At 40.0% G+C, this 20818-nt stretch carries 14 protein-coding genes; 10 read left to right on the plus strand and 4 right to left on the minus strand.

Annotated elements, in window-relative coordinates; genetic code table 11:
- Window positions 1–2: 2 nt before the first annotated feature.
- The 9 genes from malQ (at window position 3) to rluF (ending at window position 15240) form a co-directional block, all read left to right on the plus strand.
- Window positions 3–1997, plus strand: coding sequence for a 4-alpha-glucanotransferase (malQ, locus tag H4J63_RS00700; RefSeq protein WP_182193801.1), 1995 nt, complete (start codon window positions 3–5; stop codon window positions 1995–1997).
- Entirely contained in the window at window positions 1998–4205 is a 2208-nt protein-coding gene (gene glgB / locus H4J63_RS00705) for a 1,4-alpha-glucan branching protein GlgB (RefSeq protein WP_182193803.1), read from the plus strand.
- Complete coding sequence (gene glgX / locus H4J63_RS00710; RefSeq protein ID WP_182193805.1) at window positions 4198–6261, plus strand: glycogen debranching protein GlgX; 2064 nt, start codon at window positions 4198–4200, stop codon at window positions 6259–6261. Before glgB ends, glgX begins: the two co-directional genes overlap by 8 nt.
- Window positions 6254–8791, plus strand: a complete 2538-nt coding sequence (locus H4J63_RS00715) for a glycogen/starch/alpha-glucan phosphorylase (RefSeq protein ID WP_182193807.1) — start codon at window positions 6254–6256, stop codon at window positions 8789–8791. The genes glgX and H4J63_RS00715 overlap by 8 nt, the downstream gene beginning before the upstream one ends.
- Before the next feature lie 14 nt (window positions 8792–8805).
- Window positions 8806–10107: a glucose-1-phosphate adenylyltransferase gene (gene glgC / locus H4J63_RS00720; protein ID WP_182193809.1), complete on the plus strand. Its 1302-nt coding sequence runs from the start codon at window positions 8806–8808 to the stop codon at window positions 10105–10107.
- Window positions 10108–10187: 80 nt separating this feature from the next.
- On the plus strand, window positions 10188–11723 hold the full coding sequence (locus H4J63_RS00725; RefSeq protein ID WP_182193811.1) for a glycogen synthase: 1536 nt from the start codon (window positions 10188–10190) through the stop codon (window positions 11721–11723).
- Between the two features lie 89 nt (window positions 11724–11812).
- Complete coding sequence (locus tag H4J63_RS00730) at window positions 11813–13027, plus strand: EAL and HDOD domain-containing protein (protein WP_149603661.1); 1215 nt, start codon at window positions 11813–11815, stop codon at window positions 13025–13027.
- 30 nt (window positions 13028–13057) lie between these two features.
- Entirely contained in the window at window positions 13058–14128 is a 1071-nt protein-coding gene (locus H4J63_RS00735; protein ID WP_182193892.1) for a DUF418 domain-containing protein, read from the plus strand.
- Between the two features lie 86 nt (window positions 14129–14214).
- On the plus strand, window positions 14215–15240 hold the full coding sequence (gene rluF, locus H4J63_RS00740) for a 23S rRNA pseudouridine(2604) synthase RluF (RefSeq protein WP_033020665.1): 1026 nt from the start codon (window positions 14215–14217) through the stop codon (window positions 15238–15240).
- Between the two features lie 22 nt (window positions 15241–15262).
- Here the strand turns inward: rluF and H4J63_RS00745 are convergent, their stop codons facing one another.
- The 3 genes from H4J63_RS00745 to H4J63_RS00755 all read right to left on the minus strand — a co-directional run bounded on the left by H4J63_RS00745 (window position 15263) and on the right by H4J63_RS00755 (window position 16949).
- Window positions 15263–15847 carry a hypothetical protein gene (locus H4J63_RS00745; protein WP_182193813.1) on the minus strand — a complete coding sequence of 195 codons (585 nt, stop codon included), beginning with the start codon at window positions 15845–15847 and terminating at the stop codon, window positions 15263–15265.
- 11 nt (window positions 15848–15858) lie between these two features.
- Window positions 15859–16116 carry a hypothetical protein gene (locus H4J63_RS00750; protein WP_039487621.1) on the minus strand — a complete coding sequence of 86 codons (258 nt, stop codon included), beginning with the start codon at window positions 16114–16116 and terminating at the stop codon, window positions 15859–15861.
- A 92-nt stretch (window positions 16117–16208) separates the two neighbouring features.
- Window positions 16209–16949: a putative quinol monooxygenase gene (locus tag H4J63_RS00755; RefSeq protein WP_182193815.1), complete on the minus strand. Its 741-nt coding sequence runs from the start codon at window positions 16947–16949 to the stop codon at window positions 16209–16211.
- 344 nt (window positions 16950–17293) lie between these two features.
- Here H4J63_RS00755 and H4J63_RS00760 point away from each other — a divergent pair, with 344 nt between their 5' ends.
- Window positions 17294–17626 (plus strand): PBPRA1643 family SWIM/SEC-C metal-binding motif protein, encoded by a 333-nt coding sequence (locus H4J63_RS00760; RefSeq protein WP_182193817.1) that lies wholly within the window; start codon window positions 17294–17296, stop codon window positions 17624–17626.
- 109 nt (window positions 17627–17735) lie between these two features.
- On the opposite strand, the gene H4J63_RS00765 is transcribed toward H4J63_RS00760, so the two are convergent.
- Complete coding sequence (locus H4J63_RS00765; protein ID WP_039487627.1) at window positions 17736–20816, minus strand: efflux RND transporter permease subunit; 3081 nt, start codon at window positions 20814–20816, stop codon at window positions 17736–17738.
- Between the last annotated feature and the right edge of the window lie 2 nt (window positions 20817–20818).

The raw sequence follows: 20818 nt of genomic DNA on the forward strand, positions 1-20818 counted from the left end.
CAATGGATGCTCTTTCGCAGTTGTTTTACCTGCATGGTATTGGCTTTGAATTCACTAAGTATACAGGTGAACAGGTATTTTTTAGCGAAGAAACGCGTAAACGTGCTTTGCAATGTTGTGGTGTTGATACAAATAATGAAGCAGGAATAGCTCAACTAACTTATGATTTAGATGCATCGCTTTGGCTTGATTTAGTACCTAGTGTGAGTTTAGTTGAGCAAACTGCATGTTTGTTAAAGCTTCGTATAGATGAACGTCAGCAATATTTAGCCGCTAACATTGATGTCCCTTCACTTGGAATGCATTTAGCATTTGATAACCTTTATAACTTGGCTGTCACTGGTGAATATTACATGCATGGCGTTCGCTATATTGAGCTGGCACTACCCATTGATAATATGCCAATTGGCTATCATGACGCTAATGTTCAGGTAGGTGAGCAACACGCTATTACACAAATTTGGTGCGTGCCTGAGCAAGTCTATCAAGTGGAAGACACAAAGCGCACGGGATTATCTATTCAGCTTTACACATTAAAAAATAGAGCGAATTTGGGTATTGGCGACTTTGACGATTTATTAGCGCTTACAAAACTATGCAGCTCCCAAAACATGGATTACATATTACTTAATCCACTGCATTTGCTATTCGCTGATATGCCAGAGCGAGCCAGTCCTTATAGCCCTAATAGTCGCGCTTTATTAAATCCTCTTTATATTTCTATCGTACTAAGCGAAGACGCAATAAATAACGAAAACCTTGACGCCATTATGCAGCAAGATGATGTCGCTGCACTTATTAAAAGTAATGATCAGTTTATAGATTATGAAAATGTAAGTCGTATAAAGTATACGTTATTTGAAGCGCTTTATAATCAGTTTGAATTAACGGCAAGTGATGAGCGTCGCCAAGCGTTTACTGATTTTTGTAATACTCATTCTACTACGTTAAATACCCTCGAATCAGATAACCTAACATTTGCTTATTACCTGCAATGGCAAGCGCATATGCAACTGGCACTGTGTCAAAAAAGTTGCGCAGAGAGAGGCATGGCTATTGGCTTAATAAACGACTTAGCTGTTGGTTGTGCTGGCGATGGGGCTGAATTTAAAAATCAGCAATCGTTGTTTAGCCAAGGTGCAAGTGTAGGCGCTCCACCCGATCCATGGGCTGAAGCAGGTCAAAATTGGGGCCTCCCAGCCCTCAATCCCCAAAGCCTTAGCAATAATCACTACCAATTTTACCGCTCGCTCATTCGCGCAAACATGCAAAACGTAGGTGGACTTCGAATTGACCACGTAATGGCTATTAGGCGCCTATGGTGGTGCTTTGAAAGCAATGGCGAACAAGGCGGCTGTTATGTTTATTATCCGTTTGAGCATTTACTTGCCATTTTAAAAATTGAATCGCATATTAATCAGAGTATTGTTATTGGTGAAGATTTAGGCATCGTACCGCCAGAGGTTAGGGAAGCTTTGGCATATAGCGGTATTTTTTCCAACAGCTTATTTTATTTTGAGAAACAACACAGTGGAGAGTTTTTATCGGTAGATGAGCTAGCAACACATTGTTTGTTAATGATAGCCAATCACGATGTCCCTCCATTTACAGGCTGGTGGCAACATGATGATTTAGATATTAAGCAACAATATAAGCTTATAACTTGCAATGAATACGAGCAACAAAAGCAACAGCGAATAGAAGAGCAACAAAGGTTACTACGTTTTATTAATCACCATGGCAATACAACTGAGCTTTTATTACATAGTGAAGCAGTGACTGTTTATAGCGCACTTGCATTGTGTTTAGCAGGCTCTCAATCGCGTTTATTTGCAATACAAATAGATGACTTAGATGAGCAGAAGTATCCGGTCAATATCCCCGGAACAGATAAAGAATATCCTAATTGGCGACGTGTATTAACGCATACCAGTGAAGAAATTTTTACCAAAAATGCCTCACTTTTAGCTGCTATCGATTCAATAAGGAAAGGTTAAATGAGCAGTACAACTAATGAAAATAGTTACGATGCACAAGTACACGCATTAAATACAGGGCGATTTAAAGACCCATTTAGCTTCTTAGGGGCACATAAAACGGATGCTGAGGTTGAAGTTCGTTTTTATCTACCTTGTGCAATAAGCGTAAGTGTTACATTAAATAATAAAACTATTAAGGCGAAACGCTACCAACAAAGTGACTTATTTATAGCCAAAGTTGATGCTTTGCCCACTGCGCCATATGAATGCATTGCTCAGTACACAGATAGCAGCGTTACCTTTTATGATGAATACAGCTTTGAAAGCACACTTGATGCAGAGGCAATGTATTTATTTAACGAAGGCAGCCTTGAACATGCTTACTCGCATTTTGGTGCACATTTTAGTACTCAACAAAACGTAGACGGTGTGCGTTTTTGTGTATGGGCGCCTAATGCGGCAAGTGTCTCTATTATTGGTGAGTTTAACTTTTGGCAAGCGAATCGCCACTTTATGCGCTTTCATCCTGCAAGTGGTGTATGGGAGTTATTTGTACCAGGCCTTAAAGCTGACATGTGCTACAAATTTGCAATTACCGCGCAAAGTGGAGAGGTGCTCGAAAAAGCCGACCCCTATGCATTTAAAATGCAACAAGCACCTGGCACTGCAAGTGTACTGCAGTATAAACCAGAACCTATAAAGCTTGGCGAGCAGGCACTTCAAAACAGACAAAAGCGTAACCATATTGATGCACCAATTAGTATTTACGAAGTGCACTTAGGCTCATGGCAACGCGCTGAAAACAACCGTTATTTAAGTTACACAGAGCTTGCCGACAAACTCGTTAGCTACGCTCTTGAAATGAATTTTACTCACCTGCAACTTATGCCAATAAGTGAATACCCGTTTGATGGTTCGTGGGGGTATCAGCCTGTTGGATTATTTGCACCTACCAGCCGCTTTGGCGACTACAACAGCTTTAAATACTTTGTAGAGCAGTGCCACAAAGCTAATTTAGGTATTTTACTTGATTGGGTACCAGGGCATTTTCCCAGCGATCCGCATGGCTTACATCGATTTGATGGCACCCATTTATATGAGCATGCTGATAAGCGCCAAGGGTTTCATCCTGATTGGAATACCTACATTTATAACTACGACCGTCCTGAAGTTAAAAGCTTTTTAATATCAAATGCTATGTATTGGCTACATCAATTTGGTTTAGATGGCCTGCGTGTAGATGCCGTAGCCTCTATGTTGTATTTAGATTACAGCCGAAAAGAAGGCGAGTGGGTTGCTAATTGTTACGGTGGGCGTGAAAACTTAGGTGCAATTGAGTGCCTAAAGCAAGTCAATATGCGCAGCTATAAAAACAACCCAGGCATTATGATGGTGGCTGAGGAGTCAACAGCATGGCCGGGTGTCACCCAAAGTGTTGAGCACAACGGTTTAGGCTTTGGTTATAAGTGGAATATGGGTTGGATGAACGATAGTTTGCATTACATGCAGCACGACCCGCTTTATCGTCAGCATCATCATCACGAAATGACTTTTTCGATGGTATACGCGTTTAGCGAAAACTATATATTGCCATTAAGCCACGATGAGGTAGTACATGGTAAAGGCTCGTTAATTGAAAAAATGCCAGGCGATGATTGGCAGAAATTTGCAAATTTACGCGCTTATTACGCATTTATGTGGGCACACCCGGGTAAAAAACTCTTATTTATGGGCGGTGAAATTGCACAGCGAAAAGAGTGGGGGCACGATCATTCTATCGATTGGCATTTACTTGAGCACCAAAGCCACAGCGGTATAAAGCACACCGTAAAAGCGCTCAATACCGTTTATAAAAACCAACCCGCGTTGTATGAGCTTGATTCGAGCGCGGCTGGTTTTACCTGGATAGATAACAATAATAATCAGCAGAGCATTTTAAGCTTTGTTCGCTATGCTAAAAACGCAAAAAACTTTGTGGTTGTTATTGCTAATTTTACCCCCGCGTCATATGAAAACTACGTTATTGGCGTACCGAGTAAAGGGCGTTATAAAGTTGTTTTAAATACAGACGATACTCAGTTTTTTGGCTCTGGCGTTGAAGTAACTAAAGATTCATCGCAGATAGTTCAAGCAATAAACGAATCAAATCATGGTTTTAAACACAGTATTTCAATTGCCATTGGTGGCTTAACTACTATTTATTTACAAAAGGTTGATGATGAGTAACCGATTTGATGTAGCACCCGGTAATGTAGAACCACTTGGCTCTAGTGTTATTGATAATGGGGTCAACTTCGCGCTTTATGCGCCTGGGGCGAGCCAAGCTTATGTATGCCTGTTTGATAAAAGTGGCCATTCAGAAATACTAAAAATGGCGATGAATATCAACGAAGGGGGTATTTGGAGTATTCATATTTCGCCATTAAACGCCGGTGCGCTTTATGGTTTTAGAGTTGAGGGTGAATATAACCCTAAAAATGGTCAACTGTTTAACGAAAATAAGCTGCTGATAGACCCATATGCAAAAGACTTGTTTGGCGAGTTTACTTGGAGTGAACGCCACTACGGGCAAATGCCAATCGGTACTAAAAGCACTGTAAATAATGCGATTGATATACCTAAATCAAAAGTAGCGGCTCCTACGTTGTATACGCATAAAAAGCCTAACCACCGTTGGTCAAACACGGTTATTTATGAGTGCCATGTGAAAGGTACAACGTGTCGTCATCCTAAAATACCTAAACCTCTACAAGGAAAGTTTTTAGGGTTAAGCCACCCAAGCTTTATTGAACACTTACAAAGCTTTGGTGTTACAGCCGTTGAGCTTTTGCCTGTTCATTCTTTTATTAGTGAGCAATTTTTAACAGGGAAAGGTTTGCAAAACTACTGGGGTTACAACACGCTTAACTTTTTTACGCCCCATAAAGACTATTTGGTAAACGACGATATAAACGAGTTTAAGCAAATGGTGCAAGAGTTCCATGCTGCAGACATAGAAGTCATATTAGATGTTGTTTACAACCATACAGCTGAAGCAGGGGCGGATGGCCCTATACTATCGCTTAGAGGCTTTGATAACTTAGCCTATTACCGCACAGTAGATGGCCAGCCTGACGTATATATAAACGATACCGGCTGTGGTAATACCATAAATATTGACCACCCTAAAACACTGCAACTTGTACTTGATAGCCTTCGTTATTGGGTTGAAGTAATGGGAGTTGATGGTTTTAGGTTTGATTTAGCGACCATTTTAGGCCGCTCAAAAGCAGGCTTTAGCTCCGCACATACTTTTTTACAAGTAGTTGCCCAAGACCCTGTGCTTAACAAAGTTAAGTTAATAAGTGAGCCTTGGGATATAGGCCCAGGTGGTTATCAGCTTGGTGCATTTCCGCCGCCATGGCGAGAATGGAACGATCAATATCGCGATGTAATTAGACGTTTTTGGCAAAGTGAAACAGGCATTATTGCAAGCGTTGCAAAACGTTTGCATGGATCGTTTGATATTTTTGAGCACAGCCAACGTGGGCCGCTCAATAGTATTAATTTTATAACGAGTCATGATGGTTTTACCCTTGCTGATTTAGTGAGTTATGAGCATAAACATAACGAAGCTAATGGCGAGCAAAATCGAGATGGGCACAGTGCAAATCATTCGTTTAACTGTGGGGTAGAAGGTTTTACCAGCGACTCTAAAATAAACGCACTGCGCTTACAGCAACAAAAGAACTTTTTACTTACTTTAATTCTCTCAAAAGGTGTTCCCATGATTGCTGCTGGCAGCGAGATGGCGCACTCGCAAGGGGGGAATAACAATGCTTATTGCCAAAATAATCGCACTAGTTGGCTTGCCTGGAAAGATTCTCAACTTAATCATTCGTTAACACGATTTATTGATGATGCATTAAAAATTAGACGTGCGCACAGTGCGTTTAAACACAGTGTATTTTTAGATGATATAGACGAGCGTTTTACCGTTAAGTGGTTTACCGAACAAGGTAAAACCATGACTGATGCTCACTGGCATGAAGATACCAGGCAGTTTTTAATGTATAGCTTACTTGATAAGCAAAACAATCATGCATTGCTGATTGTATTTAATGCCAGTGAAAAAACAATTTTTTGTCAAATGCCCCCATCGCCAATTAATGCGCCGTGGCAAATGATTCTATCAAGTGTACATAATGCATCTGTGAGCAGTAATGAAGATGCGATGGTTGAAATTTCAGCACAAAGTAGTTGGGTTTTTAGTGCCAATTTAGAGGATGTTAGTCATGGTTAAACAAAGTGATCAAGTGTGTGTAGTAAAGGGCTGGCAAGAAGGGCCCGTTATTGATGAAAGTACGCTTAAAGATGACTTAACACGGCATTTTTATTATACCCTCGGCCGAGATAAGGTGGGTGAATCGCAGCATTATTTGTATCACGCATTAGCGCTTACTATTCGCGACAGACTTGTGGCTCGCTGCAGAGAAACGAATCAACAAATTAAGCAAGAGAAACGCCGCAAAACGGCTTACCTTTCTCTTGAGTTTTTGATGGGGCGTGCGCTAGGTAATGCTGTTTTAAATCTAGATTTAGATGAACAAGTAAGCTCAGCACTACAAGAGTACTGCACAACAATAGAAACAATTGAAGACGCCGAGCATGACGCTGGCTTAGGAAATGGCGGGCTAGGACGCCTTGCAGCCTGCTTTTTAGATAGCTGTGCTAGTTTAGCGTTGCCTGTTATTGGCTATGGCCTACGATACGAATACGGCATGTTTAATCAATCGATTAAAGATGGTAACCAAATTGAGCAACCAGATAACTGGCTACGTGAAGGACATCCATGGGAGCTAAGCGCACCAGAGCATGCAAAACGTGTGAAGTTTGGTGGCTATGTGCAAAGTTACACAGATAAATTTGGTAGAGAGCACCGTCAATGGATGGGCTCACAAGATGTATTAGCTGTACCGTACGATGTACCTGTCCCTGGTTATAAAAACAATATCGTAAATACACTACGTCTGTGGAAATCAGAGGCAACAGATGAATTTAATTTAACCGAATTTAATGCGGGCAGTTATTCAGAAGCCGTCGCACAAAAAAATCTAGCCGAACAGATCACCATGGTGCTGTATCCAAATGACAGCAGCGAAAATGGTAAGGAGCTTAGGTTACGCCAACAATACTTTTTATCATCGGCGAGTATTCAAGACGTAGTAGACCAATGGGTTTCCCAACATGGCGAGAACTTTAGTGACTTTGCTGATTTTCATGTTTTTCAGTTAAACGACACGCATCCAAGCATTGCTGTTGCAGAGCTAATGCGTATTTTAATTGATGATTACGAATTAGATTGGAACGATGCGTGGCAAATCACAACTAAAACCATGGCCTATACAAATCATACGCTACTTCCTGAAGCGCTTGAAAAATGGTCTGTTTCGTTGTTTTCAAAATTATTACCACGCATTTTAGAAATAGTTTACGAGATAAATGCACGCTTTTTAGCACAAGTTGCACAGCAATGGCCGGGAGATGTTGAAAAGCAACGTGCATTGTCACTGATTGAAGAGGGTGATGAGCCGCAAATTCGTATGGCTTATTTAGCTATTGTAGGTAGTTACTCTGTAAATGGCGTAGCAGCACTTCATACCGAACTGTTAAAAGCGGGATTATTTAAAGAATTTTATGCACTGTGGCCAGATAAGTTTAATAACAAAACAAATGGTGTAACGCCTCGTCGATGGCTTGCGCATTGTAATCCAGTATTAAGTGAATTAATTGGTGAAAAAATTGGTCATGACTGGGTTAAAAACTTCTCAAAAATTAGTGACCTACGTCGTTTTTATGACGACAAGGCATTTCATGAGCAGTGGCAAAATGCTAAACGTGAAAACAAACAACGTTTAGTTGATTTAGTTAAGGCGCGCTGCGATATCGATTTTGATGTATCAATGATGTTTGACGTACAAGTAAAACGTATCCACGAATACAAACGTCAGCTATTAAACATACTTCATGTGATTCATTTATATGACCGTATTCGCCGTGGGGATACCCAAGGACTTGTTCCTCGTTGTGTTCTATTAGGTGGTAAAGCAGCGCCAGGTTATTACATGGCTAAAAAAATTATTAAGCTTATTAATAACGTGGCAGAGGTTATAAATAAAGATCCTCAAGCTGCGCCATATTTACGCGTCGCATTTTTACCTAATTACAACGTAACCGCAATGGAAGTTATTTGTCCTGCAACCGACCTCTCAGAGCAAGTATCTACCGCAGGCAAAGAAGCGTCTGGTACTGGCAACATGAAATTTATGATGAATGGTGCATTGACAATAGGCACGCTGGATGGCGCAAACATTGAAATTAGAGATGCTGTTGGTGCTGATAACTTCTTTTTGTTTGGCGCACAAGCGCACGAAATTGACGATATTAAATCACGTTATAATCCACAGCATTTAATATCGCAAAATAGCGATTTAAAGAATGTGATGCAATTACTCGAGAGCGGGCATTTTAATTTATTTGAGCCATGCTTATTTGACGACATAACAAATGCAATTAAGAGCCCGCACGATCCATGGCTTGTTGCTCACGATTTTGAAAGTTATGTAGCAGCTCAAAAAGAAGTTGATAAAGCTTACGCAGATCAGACCTACTGGACACAAATGAGTATTTTAAATACAGCAGCCAGTGGTATGTTTTCAAGTGACAGAACCATAAGCCAATACAGTGAAGATATTTGGCATTTAGAACCCCTCAATATTAGTGAAACAGACTTAACGACAACTAAAAGCCATGCCACTAACAGCCTAGACTAAATGGAGAGAGTATTATGCCTAATTATGCAAATCGCTACATAAGTAGCCTAACCAGAGAAACTTACGCGTTAATACTGGCAGGCGGTCGCGGTTCTCGCCTGCATGAGTTAACCGATTGGCGAGCAAAGCCAGCAGTTTACTTTGGTGGTAAACATCGAATTATCGATTTTCCACTATCAAACTGCATTAACTCGGGTGTGAGACGTGTTGGTATTGCTACACAATATAAATCACATTCATTAATACGCCATGTAAACCGCGCATGGGGGCACTTTAAAAAAGAGCTAGGAGAGTCGGTTGAAATACTACCTGCATCTCAGCGCCAAGGTGATGATTGGTATTGTGGAACCGCTGATGCTGTTTTTCAAAACATAGATATTATTCGTCACGAGCTTCCTAAATATGTGATGATTTTGTCTGGAGATCATGTGTACCGTATGGACTATGGTGCTTTATTGGCTGAACATGTGCAAAAAGGCGCAGATATGACTGTGTGTTGTATTGAAGTCCCAGTAGAGGAAGCCGCAGACACGTTTGGTGTAATGACCGTTGATGAGCAAAATAGAGTGTGTCGTTTTGATGAAAAACCAGCAATGCCGAGCTCCGTACCCGGCAAGCCAGGTACATGTTTAGCATCAATGGGGAACTACATATTTAATACTGAATTTTTGTTTGAGCAACTTAAAAAAGATTCTGAGAATGAAGGCTCTGGACGCGATTTTGGTCATGATATTATTCCAGCGATTATAGAAGAGCATAATGTGTTTGCTTTCCCATTTAGAGATCCAAACCAAGAAGGGCAACCTTATTGGCGCGATGTAGGTACGCTTGATTCGTTCTGGGAAGCTAATATGGAATTGGTAATGCCAGAGCCGCAACTTGATTTATACGATCCAACGTGGCCAATATGGACTTATCAAGAGCAACTACCACCTGCTAAGTTTATTTTTGATGATGAAGATAGACGTGGTATGGCTTTAGACTCAACAGTCTCGGGTGGGTGTATTATTTCGGGCTCTGCGGTTAGAAAATCCCTGTTGTTTTCTAACGTTCACGTTCGCTCATTTTGTACCATTGAGCAGTCGGTTATTTTACCCGGTGCGGTTATAAACCGAGGTTGTAAAATTAAACGCGCAATAATAGATAGAAGCTGTGAAATACCGGCGGGTCTTGAAATCGGTTTTGACAAAAAAACAGATGAAGAAAACGGCTTTAGGGTATCTAAAAAAGGTATCGTTCTTGTTACACGTGATATGCTCACTGAGCTTGCAAAAAAGTTAGAACGCCAAGCGCGAGAAAATAAAAAGCTAGCGTAACAACAAGTTAGATAAGCACGACAACATAGCTTGCTCATTTGTGAGCAAGCTCACACAGGTTTAAAGGAAATAATAAATTAATGCATGTATTAATGGTTGCAGCAGAAAATGACGCGTTACCAGGCGCAAAAGTAGGCGGTGTGGCAGATGTAGTACGCGATGCACCTAAGGCTCTCGCAAAGCAAGGTATAACGGTTGATGTTGTTATTCCTGATTACGGGTTTGAGCCGCTTGAGCGTATTTATGTAGGTGAAGTAACTGTTGCATTTAATGCTCAACCCCATGTATTAACCATTTTTAAAGTACAACAAGCCGAAAATAATGTAAGCCAAATTGTTATTAGCCACCCGTTATTTAGTGAATCAGGCAGTGTATATTGTAATGATGCACCCGGGAGGCCTTTTGCAACTGATGCGACTAAATTTGCTCTATTTAACGCAGCCGTCTGCGAAGCGTTATTACAAGGTGTATTAAAGCGCCCTACAGCGCTGCATTTACATGATTGGCACAGTGCCTGCGTTGCAGTTTTACTTAAGTTTGAGCCACGTTATAGCTCACTTAATACCTTACCTATTGCCTTCACAGTGCATAATATTGCACTGCAAGGGATAAGGCCTTTCAAACATGATGATTCAAGCTTAGAGGCTTGGTTTCCATCACTTAGTTATAATGGCCAGCAATTATGCGACCCGCGTTACCCTCATTGTTTTAATCCTATGCGCAGTGCAATAAATCTATGCGATAAAATACATGTTGTATCGCCAACTTACAGCCAAGAGGTTCTTGAACCTAGCAATTACGCACATGGTTTTTTTGGTGGCGAAGGGCTTGAGCAAGATCTGCAAAATGCATCAAGCCAAGGCAAGCTTGTTGGTATTTTAAATGGCTGCGAATATCCAATCAATGCACTTGAAGGAGCAACTCTCGCTGATTTTTATAGCCAAGCAGAGAGCACTTTATTTACTTGGATGGCAAATAGCGAGCAGTTACAAAGTGGCTATTATATTGCCCACCAACGACTACAGCAATTTAAAGCAACGGTTAATAACGGTCCATTAGTTACAAGCGTTGGCCGACTTACCGAACAAAAAGTGTTGTTATTGTGCCAGCAGGTTAATGGGGTTTTAGCTATTGATAAAGTGTGCCAATTAATTAATGAACATAACGGTAGACTTATTATTCTCGGCTCGGGTGACAAAGAGCTCGAAAGCATATTTACCAAAGCAATGGCGCGTAATTCCAATCTTTTATTTTTGAAGGGATATGGGCAAGGTGTTGGCGATTTAATGTATCAATTAGGTGACTTATTTTTAATGCCAAGCTCGTTTGAACCGTGTGGTATTAGCCAAATGCTAGCAATGCGAGCGGGGCAACCGTGTTTAGTACACAGTGTTGGCGGATTAAAAGATACTGTTAAACACCACGAAAATGGTTTTAGCTTTAATGGAGACACGTTGGCAACGCAAACGCGTAATTTAATTAGCTGTTTAGACGAAACTCTCTTAATTAAAAAGCAAAATCCTAAAAGATGGCATAAAATTAAGCACAGCGCAGAGCAAATGCGTTTTTCGTGGCCACAAGTGGCAACTGATTATATAACAACCTTATACCGGTAAAACGTTTGTGTACTTTAAAGTTTAGTGACAAATCTACCTGCTTAGGGTTTAATTACTTAGTATTATATAAAAGCTAAGAAGTAGGTAATGTGTCTGTATTTGTTGCAAGGCAAGCAATATTCAATCGAAGTAAAAAAGTAGTAGCCTATGAGCTACTTTTTCGTGATAGTCCAAAAAATTATTTTCCAGATATTGCAGAAGGCCAAGCAACAGCAAGGCTTATTATGGAAAATCAATTAAATTTAGGTACACGCCATATTACATCAGGCAAAAAAGCGCTTATTAATATAGGACCAGAATCACTAAAACTCGATTTATGTGCTTTCTTACCATGCCAAGACGTTGTGATTGAGTTGCTCGAAACCATAGAACCTACCGACGATAACTATGAGCTATGCCGAGGTTTATTTCATAGTAACTACAAACTCGCGCTCGATGATTTTGTATATAAACCACAATGGGATCGTTTTTTAAAGCTTGTGAAGCTCATTAAATTTGATATTGCAATTACACCTCTTAGCGAAATACAGCCCATAGTTACTAAGTTACAAGCGCATAAACAAATAAAAATACTAGCCGAAAAAATAGAAACACAAGAAGACTATGAGCTTGCCTTTGATATGGGTTTTGATTATTTTCAAGGCTATTTTTTTGCAAAGCCTACCATGATCAAGCAAAACGACATTGATTATAATTATGGTTTAGTCGTCGCTATTTACGCAGAAATAATGAAGCAAAGCCCTGACATTAAAACCATCGCAAGCCTGTTTGAGCTAGATGCTGCACTCGCATATAAGTTACTAAGATTAATAAACAGCGGTGTGTTTCCTATACAAAGCCAAATATCGTCATTAAAGCAAGCGCTTGTGTATTTAGGACACGAACGCCTGAAAAAGTTTGTGAGCCTTATTGTTACTGCTCATACAGCGGGTAAAAAACCTGCAGAGCTAATGCAAGTGTGTGTTGTACGCGCTCGCTTTTGTGAGCTGGTGGCAAAAAAGGTTAATAAGAGTCAGTCAGGCGAAGCATTTTTAACAGGATTATTCTCGTTACTGGATGCAATCCTTGATCAACCAATGAGCTTGCTTGTTGAAAAGCTACCTTTCCCTGATGAAATAAAAACGGCATTATTAGGGGACAAAAACACACTTTATTATATTTTAAACGTTGTTAAAGCATATGAAACAGGAAGCTGGTGGGCACTTGAACAAGCTGTACTTTTGTTGAATATTGACAGTGCTATACTACCTCCACTTTACCAGCAGTCAGTCGATTGGGCTGACAGTTATAAGAATAATATTTAACGGATAATAGCTTTAATGCGCAATTATAATATGGACTTTATTCGCGGCGTTGCCGTGCTTGGCCTCGTTTACATGAATGGTTACGCCTTCGGCATTTTTGAATATGGGTATTCCTACTTAACTAATCCTCCTGTTAGCGACTCAATTATTCACACCCTTAGCAGTGTGTTTGTAGACGGGCGTTTTAGAACGCTGTTTAGTTTGCTTTTCGGTGCTGGGCTTTATATTCAGTGGCAACGTTACAAGTCTGAAGTGCAGATAAAAAGCAGGCTCTATTGGTTAATCCTCTTTGGTTTAGCGCATGGTTTTTTACTTTGGGCCGGTGATATTTTATTTGTTTACGGTGTATCTGGCTGGTTTGTTATTAAATATTTAGAAAGTGATAGCAACGTACTTTTAAAAAGAGGGTTTGCATTTACCTTGTTGTCGGGTGTAGTTACCTTACTTGTTATATCTAGTGTACCCGATGAAGTGATTTACCGCGATACAGCACAGTTTATTGAATTATATAACCCACACTATATTGATTACTTTATTAGTAACCTTGCTATGAACACGTTAATGCTTGTTATGGTGCCAATAATGACAATGTGGATGTGCGTGGGCCTTATGCTTATTGGCATTTATTTATATAAACAAGACGTTTTTAGTAAAGGCTTAACGACTCAGCAATTAATAGTTTGCGGTGCAATGACCTTTGTTTTTTGTGGGATCAGGCTTTATGCATCACAGCTTAATGGCAGCTTAGGATATGGGGTGCAAGAATTTGTAAATATTTTTGCGGCGCTAGGTATGGCTACGCTGTATATTCATTTAATTGTTAAATTTTGCAATAACAGCGCACACGTTGGCACGCTTATTCAACAAGCGGGGCGCTTAGCATTTACTTTATATATTAGCCAAACACTCATACAACTGTTGTTATATAAAGTGCTATTTACGCACTGGGTGCTCAATTTTGATCGTATTGACTACTGGTTAGTTGCAACGGCATTAGTTGCGCTGCAGCTTATATTTACCTTTATATACAGCCGCTATTTTAACCAAGGCCCGCTTGAATTTGTATGGCGTAAATTAACGAAAGCAAAAATTAATGCTTAAACACCTATAAATTCTAAATTAGGGGCGAAAAAATAGTGTGGGTGGTTTACACTACTCGCCTTAAAAATTACTACGCTATAAGTGCCATGACCGAATTAAAACGTTTAAATAAATTTATTAGTGAAACAGGATTTTGTTCACGCCGCGAAGCCGATAAATATATTGAGCAAGGTCGTGTCAGCGTTAATGGCTACTCGCCTGAAATGGGCGTAAAAGTTGCTGCTACCGATGTTGTATTGGTTGATGGCAAGCCACTTAAAGCCACACCAAAGCGCGTTTATATTGCTTACAATAAACCCGTTGGTATTACGTGTACTACCGAAAGTAAAATTCAAAGTAATATTATTCGCGCGGTAAATTATCCTACGCGTATATTTCCAATAGGGCGTTTAGATAGACCGTCTGAAGGGCTTATATTTTTAACTAACGAAGGCGACATCGTTAATAAAATTTTGCGTGCGGGTAATAACCACGAAAAAGAATATGTTGTTACGGTTGATAAACCGCTTAATCGTCAGTTTGTTACAAAAATGGCCAATGGCGTGCCTATTTTAGATACCGTGACTAAAAAGTGTAAAGTGACACAAACTGCCCCTAAAGAATTTAAAATAGTACTTACCCAAGGTTTAAACCGCCAAATACGCCGTATGTGTGAATATTTAGGTTACGAAGTGGTGACGTTAAAGCGCACTCGTATAATGAACGTAACACTAAAAGGTTTAAAGGTAGGGCAGTGGCGTCATTTGTCTGATACTGAAATGGCGCAAATAAACGACTCGATTTCTGACTCAGGTAAAACTCAAGAACATTCGCTTGATGCTAATAAACAATCAGAAAATAATACGCCGTCGGCTCCTAAAAAGCGTGATTTTCAGGGTGAAAATCCTCGCCGTTTTAATAAAGGCGAACAAAGTGGCGAGCGAAGTACTGAGCGAAATTCAAGTCGCAACTCTGATCGCAGTAATGCTAATGGCGAGCGCAAAAATGAGCGCAGTAAAGCACCTTATCAAAAGCGTTCTACCACGTATGTTGGTAAGCCAAAAAGTATTAAAGAGAACAAGTCGTCACAGTCAAAACCTAGCTCGGGGCGTACCCTTAGCTTAAAAAAATAATCTGCAGCTAAGTGGTATTCTACTACCACTGTATTTCTTGTACTATATTACCAAGTGGGCTTGTAACGCCCACTAAATTTATATTGTTATTTTGCAAAGTCACCAATTTATTCTTATCTAAATACCATCTAAAAGTGTATTTTCTGTAGTTATGTAAACTAAGCACAGTTAGCGTTGCACAACTGTACTCATAATCAGTTGGGCAACTACCTACTTCAAGTAATTGATGCTCTTGCTGCCATATATTATTGCTGTGTTTATTGGCCCATAATTTCACAGAAATACAAACTGACGTCCATAACCATAAGTAAATTAAAATAGGCAAAAACATTGGTATAAATGCGCTGCGGAACTTCCCATGCTCAGCAATATAATTTTTAACTGTATGTTTAAATTCAAAGTTATTATTGTATTTTTTGTATAGGTGCCTTAATAAAACAATCGACAACACTATCGCCGTTATTGGAAATAACGTAAATGTTAAGGTGTTATATATACCGTTGGGAATAAATGCGGGATCGGCTTGTTCATCCCATGCAAGTAGAACCAGTGGAGGAGCCGTTGCTAAAAGTAATAGGGCGCTGTTGAAGAGTTGCTTAAAGGTCAAAGGGTATTCACTTATAAAATGCTAAAGCCAATATAAAATAAGAGTATACCTAAATAAACTGCAATCGCCGATAACGAGTTTTTAGAGCGCAGGCGCTTAACAAGGTCGCGTGTGCCATCAACCATGCCTGAAATCACAAGCAGTAAACCACCTGTAAAACGGTAGTTGTTTAAGTTCACGTTACCATTCTCGTCAGTTATAAAGCGTAAATAACCAAAAAGTATAAAAACGCTGCCCGCTATTAGTATCGCGGTTTTAAAATTTTCCAAGGTTTTTCCATGATATTTAGTTAGATACTAAAATGCCACTGAGTTTAGTCAGTGGCACTTAACTATATTACGAATTTAGTATTTATCCATATTTACTTTGCAAAACCACCTAGAGGCTTTAATAGAAGTGGTGACAGTGCAGCATGTTTATCGGTTAGTTCTTTAGGTAAATCACCCAAATGAACCATGCGTGTTGGTGTTGCTGCAGCAATCCAACGCTCTGCATGATCATCCCAGTTTTGGATGTGTATGTGCGATGCTTCTAAATCTCTAAAGCGCTCATAAACCATAATATCGCCATCGTCAGACATGTAATATTGGTAATTTAGTGTACCAGGCTCTGTTTTTGCACGTTCTACTTGTGAGTTCATTACTTCACGAAAGGCATCTAATTGGCCTGGGTTTAGCTTGGCCTCAACAATCCAGCCAAAATTATCAAATGTCGTATCACCGTTTTTGTTAATTTGACTCGTTTGTTCTTCTTCGCGAGAAAAGCCACCAAATGGTTTTAGCCAAAGAGGGCTTAAGGCCGCATGACGCTCACGAACATCGTCAGGTAATTCACCTAAATGCACCATGCGTGTAGGTGCAGCAGCTGCCATCCAACGTGCTGAATGGTCGTCCCAATTTTCAATATGTTCGTGTGAAGAGTCTGCATCAACAAAGCGTTCGTAAACTAAAACATCGCCAGCATCAGACATATAGTATTGATAATTTTTAGTGCCAACTTCATTAAGTGCGCGATTAACTTGTGAATTCATCACCGCTTTAAAGTTTTCAAGTTCACCAGCATTAAGTTTAGCTTCTACTATCCATCCAAAATTTTTAAACATGACTTTCTCTACTTAAATAAATTGCCTCTGTATAAGTGAGGCTAAAAAGTTAAAGGCAATTTCTATCGCCCTAGTTAGCATACCTATCGCTTAATTGGTAAGTGCTTAGATAACGAAGCTAAGTGTACAGAGTATTTAAATATTGATAATAACCGCATTTATTTAATCAGTTTATAGTAAATGTATATAATAATAGTTAGCCTATTTTGCAGGCCATTTAAATTTTTAAGTTAAAATTGCTATATAGACGTGTTGTTAAGCTATTTACGAGTACACTTAGTTATATGAAGGGTAAGCTGTTAAGATGCGCCGTCTTAATAATGTAGAAAGGTTATAGAAGTAACATGTCAAAATTTTTCTTTATGGGTAAGCCCGATATAATGGGTAAAAATAACAGTAATGGATTTGCACCAAAACGTACTGCAAAGCCAGGCACAGAGTCACACCCGCTCACGTTAATTGTAAACTCAGTTGCACGACAATCAGAAATAGAAGAAATACTAGAAGAGCATTCGCTGTTTGCTTCAATTGAAGTTAAAGCTGAAGTACCAGAAGATATTCGCGAACTAGACTTTGCGCTTAGCAAGTCAAAACCACAAGTATTTGATAAATTACCAGAGCGTAACGCACCTTGTGTATGTGGTAGCGGCAAAAAATATAAGAAGTGTTGCGGTTAGTTTCTTAACAACTAAATATGTAGCCTTTCTTTTTTCATCGGTATTAAATAAAAATGCCACTGACCTTGAGCCAGTGGCATTTTTTAATGTTAACCGATTATATGCTTAACTACTTACGCGGTTCGTAATCAATTCTAAATATAACCGTGTAAAGTACCGGTACCACAATTAGCGTTAGTATGGTGGCAAAGCCTAAACCAAACATTATAGTTACCGCCATTGACTGGAAGAACACGTCAAATAACAGTGGGATCATACCTAAAATAGTGGTTATTGCTGCCATTGCTACAGGGCGCACACGGCTAACACCAGACTCAAACACAGCTTGATAAGGCGATTTACCATCGCGAAGCTCAAGGTTAATTTGATCGACCAACACAATGCCGTTTTTGATTAACATGCCGCTTAAGCTTAATAAGCCAAGCAATGCCATAAAGCTAAACGGCGCATTCATTATCAACATACCCGCACTTACACCAATAATTGCAAGTGGCACTGTAGCCCAAATAACTAAAGGTTGTTTAAGCGAGTTGAATAACAGTACGGTTACCGCAAACATAGCTAAATAGCCTAATGGCAATGAGCCAAAAATAGCCGATTGCGCATCAGATGACGATTCATATTCGCCGCCCCATTCTAATTTATAACCACGCGGTAGCTCTATTGCTTCTACAGGCCCTCGTATGCGGGCAAATAATTTAGCAGCGGTTTCGTCACCTAAAACGTTTTGATCGGCCATTACCGTTATTGTACGTTTACGGTCGCGGCGCATAATTAGGCTGTCTTCCCATTCAACCACAAATTCGTCAACCACTTGCGTTACTGGCACAAACACACCAAGTACTGGGCTATAAATTTGTAAATCGTGAACGCTTTCTACATTTAAACGTTCATTAGCAGGAGAGCGGGCAATAATAGGTAACAGTTGCGTACCATCTCTGTATACGCCTACTTGTTTACCAGAGAGGCTAGTAAGCAGCACATCATCAAGGTCAGATTTACTAATACCTAAACGGCGCGCTTTTTGTTCGTTAAACTGCGGGCGAATCATTTTAGTACGCGCACGCCAGTCATCACGAATATTATAAGCCCCTTCATCCTTTGCTATAACGTCTTCTGCTTTAGCTGCAAGTTTTCTAAGAACTACTGGGTCTGGGCCTGTAAAGCGTGCTTCAATTTTAGCATCGGTAGATGGGCCAATTTCCATCGGCTTAATTTTAAGCTCGGCTGAAAGTGGCGTACTTTGTGAGTATTCACGCACCTTTTGCATTACTATAGCAACCGCCTCGCGGTTTTTTACTCTAATAATAAGCTGCCCATAAGAAGAGTACGATTTTTGAGGAGCATAAGTAAGCATAAAGCGCGGCGCACCTTGGCCTGTTGTACTTGTTATTTCCTCAACGAGCTCTTCATTTTGTAAGTAGTTTTCTAGCTTTTTAATGCCATCAAGGGTTGCACGTATATCTGAGCCTTGCTGCTGCCAATAATCTACATAAAACATTGGCGTGTTAGACGCAGGGAAAAACGACTGCTTAACCGCACCAAAGCCAATTACTGCAGAGCAAAGTAATACAACCATAAGAACAAGAGTTGTTTTACGATAATGCATAGACACATCTAAAAGTGCTTTATAGCCTGTAAAAATAAAGCCTTTGTACGGGTCGTCGTCTTCCTCTTCGCCCTCAGCATTCTTACCTTTTTTAAACTCATCTTGTTTAAACATTAAGTTTGCAAAAAATGGCGTAAGGGTGATGGCGGTGATCCAGCTTAATAAAAGCGATATAAATAACACCCAAAATAAGCTGCCAGCAAATTCACCCGTGGCATCAGAGCTTAATCCAATGGGAGCAAATGCAGTAATACCAATAACTGTCGCGCCTAGTAGTGGCCATTTAGTTTGCTCAACAATATTAACTGCCGCTTTTAACTTAGTTTGGCCACGTTTTAAATTTATTAATATGCCTTCGGTTACTACTATGGCGTTATCTACCAGCATACCTAGGGCAATAATAAGTGCTCCCAGAGAAATACGTTGCAGGTCTATGGCAAACAACTTCATAAATATAAAAGTGCCTAAAACGGTCAGTAATAAAATACCGCCAATTAAAATACCGCTTTTTAAACCCATAAATATAAGCAGTACCACAATTACAATGGCAATAGCCTCTACAAGGCTTACAATAAAGCCATCTACCGATTTTTCTACTTCTTTAGGTTGGTTATATACCGATTCAACATGTATGCCGTGCGGACGCTGGTATTCAAGCTCTGCTAAGTGTTCGTCAATACGTTTACCTACATCAACTACGTTAACCCCGTTCATAAACGACACACCAATTAACAGTGCTTGCTCTGAGTTGTAACGAATAACATTAGTAGGTACTTCGGCGTATTCTCTAAATACTTTTGCTACATCGCCTAAATAAATAAGCTCACTTGCACCAGGTTTTGAAATAAGCAGAGTTTCAAGCTCACTTACATCTTTAAATTCCCCGGTTGGGTGAAAGCGAATAGACTCATCGCCAACACGTATTTTGCCCGCATTAGACACCGTATTTTGCGATTGCAGCAAGCCAAAAATATGGCTTGGGGCTATACCTAGTTGAGCCAATTTACGTGTAGATACTTCAACCATAACTTGTGGTTGTTGCTCACCAGCAATAGTTACTTTACTTACACCTTTAACCAAGACTAGCTCGCGCTTTAAAAAGTCTACGTAGTCTTTAAGCTCGTCATATGAGTAGCCGTCGCCAGTAACCGAATATAAAACGCCGTATACATCGCCAAAGTCATCTAAAATAGTGCTTGGGTAAACGCCGCTTGGCAGCGAAGGAGAAAGGTCATTAATTTTACGACGCATTTCATCCCAAATTTGGCGAAGTTGCTCTTTTCGATAAGTGCTTTTCATTTCTACCGAAATTTGAGATTTACCATTTGATGAAATAGAGGTCACGTAATCAACATAAGGGAGTTGCTGAATCGCATTTTCAATAGGGAAGGTGACTTCCTCCTCTACTTGCTGCGGCGATGCACCCGGGTACATGGTAATAACCATGGCAGTTTTAAGAGTAAACTCAGGGTCTTCTAGTTGGCCTAGGTCAAAATACGACACACTACCGCCAATTAACAGCAGCAGTGCAAACATCCAACTAATTACTTTTTTCTCTATGGAGAGTTGCGCAAAGCTCATAA

The organism is Pseudoalteromonas sp. 5Ae-yellow (assembly GCF_014077565.1).
Classification (GTDB): Bacteria; Pseudomonadota; Gammaproteobacteria; order Enterobacterales; family Alteromonadaceae; genus Pseudoalteromonas.

Bases quoted from the DNA above. Each gene is read 5' to 3' on its own strand.
- malQ (WP_182193801.1), top strand. From the start codon at position 3: ATGGATGCTCTTTCGCAGTTGTTTTACCTGCATGGTATTGGCTTTGAA.
- glgB (WP_182193803.1), top strand. From the start codon at position 1,998: ATGAGCAGTACAACTAATGAAAATAGTTACGATGCACAAGTACACGCA.
- glgX (WP_182193805.1), top strand. From the start codon at position 4,198: ATGAGTAACCGATTTGATGTAGCACCCGGTAATGTAGAACCACTTGGC.
- H4J63_RS00715 (WP_182193807.1), top strand. From the start codon at position 6,254: ATGGTTAAACAAAGTGATCAAGTGTGTGTAGTAAAGGGCTGGCAAGAA.
- glgC (WP_182193809.1), top strand. From the start codon at position 8,806: ATGCCTAATTATGCAAATCGCTACATAAGTAGCCTAACCAGAGAAACT.
- H4J63_RS00725 (WP_182193811.1), top strand. From the start codon at position 10,188: ATGCATGTATTAATGGTTGCAGCAGAAAATGACGCGTTACCAGGCGCA.
- H4J63_RS00735 (WP_182193892.1), top strand. From the start codon at position 13,058: ATGGACTTTATTCGCGGCGTTGCCGTGCTTGGCCTCGTTTACATGAAT.
- rluF (WP_033020665.1), top strand. From the start codon at position 14,215: ATGACCGAATTAAAACGTTTAAATAAATTTATTAGTGAAACAGGATTT.
- H4J63_RS00755 (WP_182193815.1), bottom strand. From the start codon at position 16,949: ATGTTTAAAAATTTTGGATGGATAGTAGAAGCTAAACTTAATGCTGGT.
- H4J63_RS00760 (WP_182193817.1), top strand. From the start codon at position 17,294: ATGTCAAAATTTTTCTTTATGGGTAAGCCCGATATAATGGGTAAAAAT.
- H4J63_RS00765 (WP_039487627.1), bottom strand. From the start codon at position 20,816: ATGAGCTTTGCGCAACTCTCCATAGAGAAAAAAGTAATTAGTTGGATG.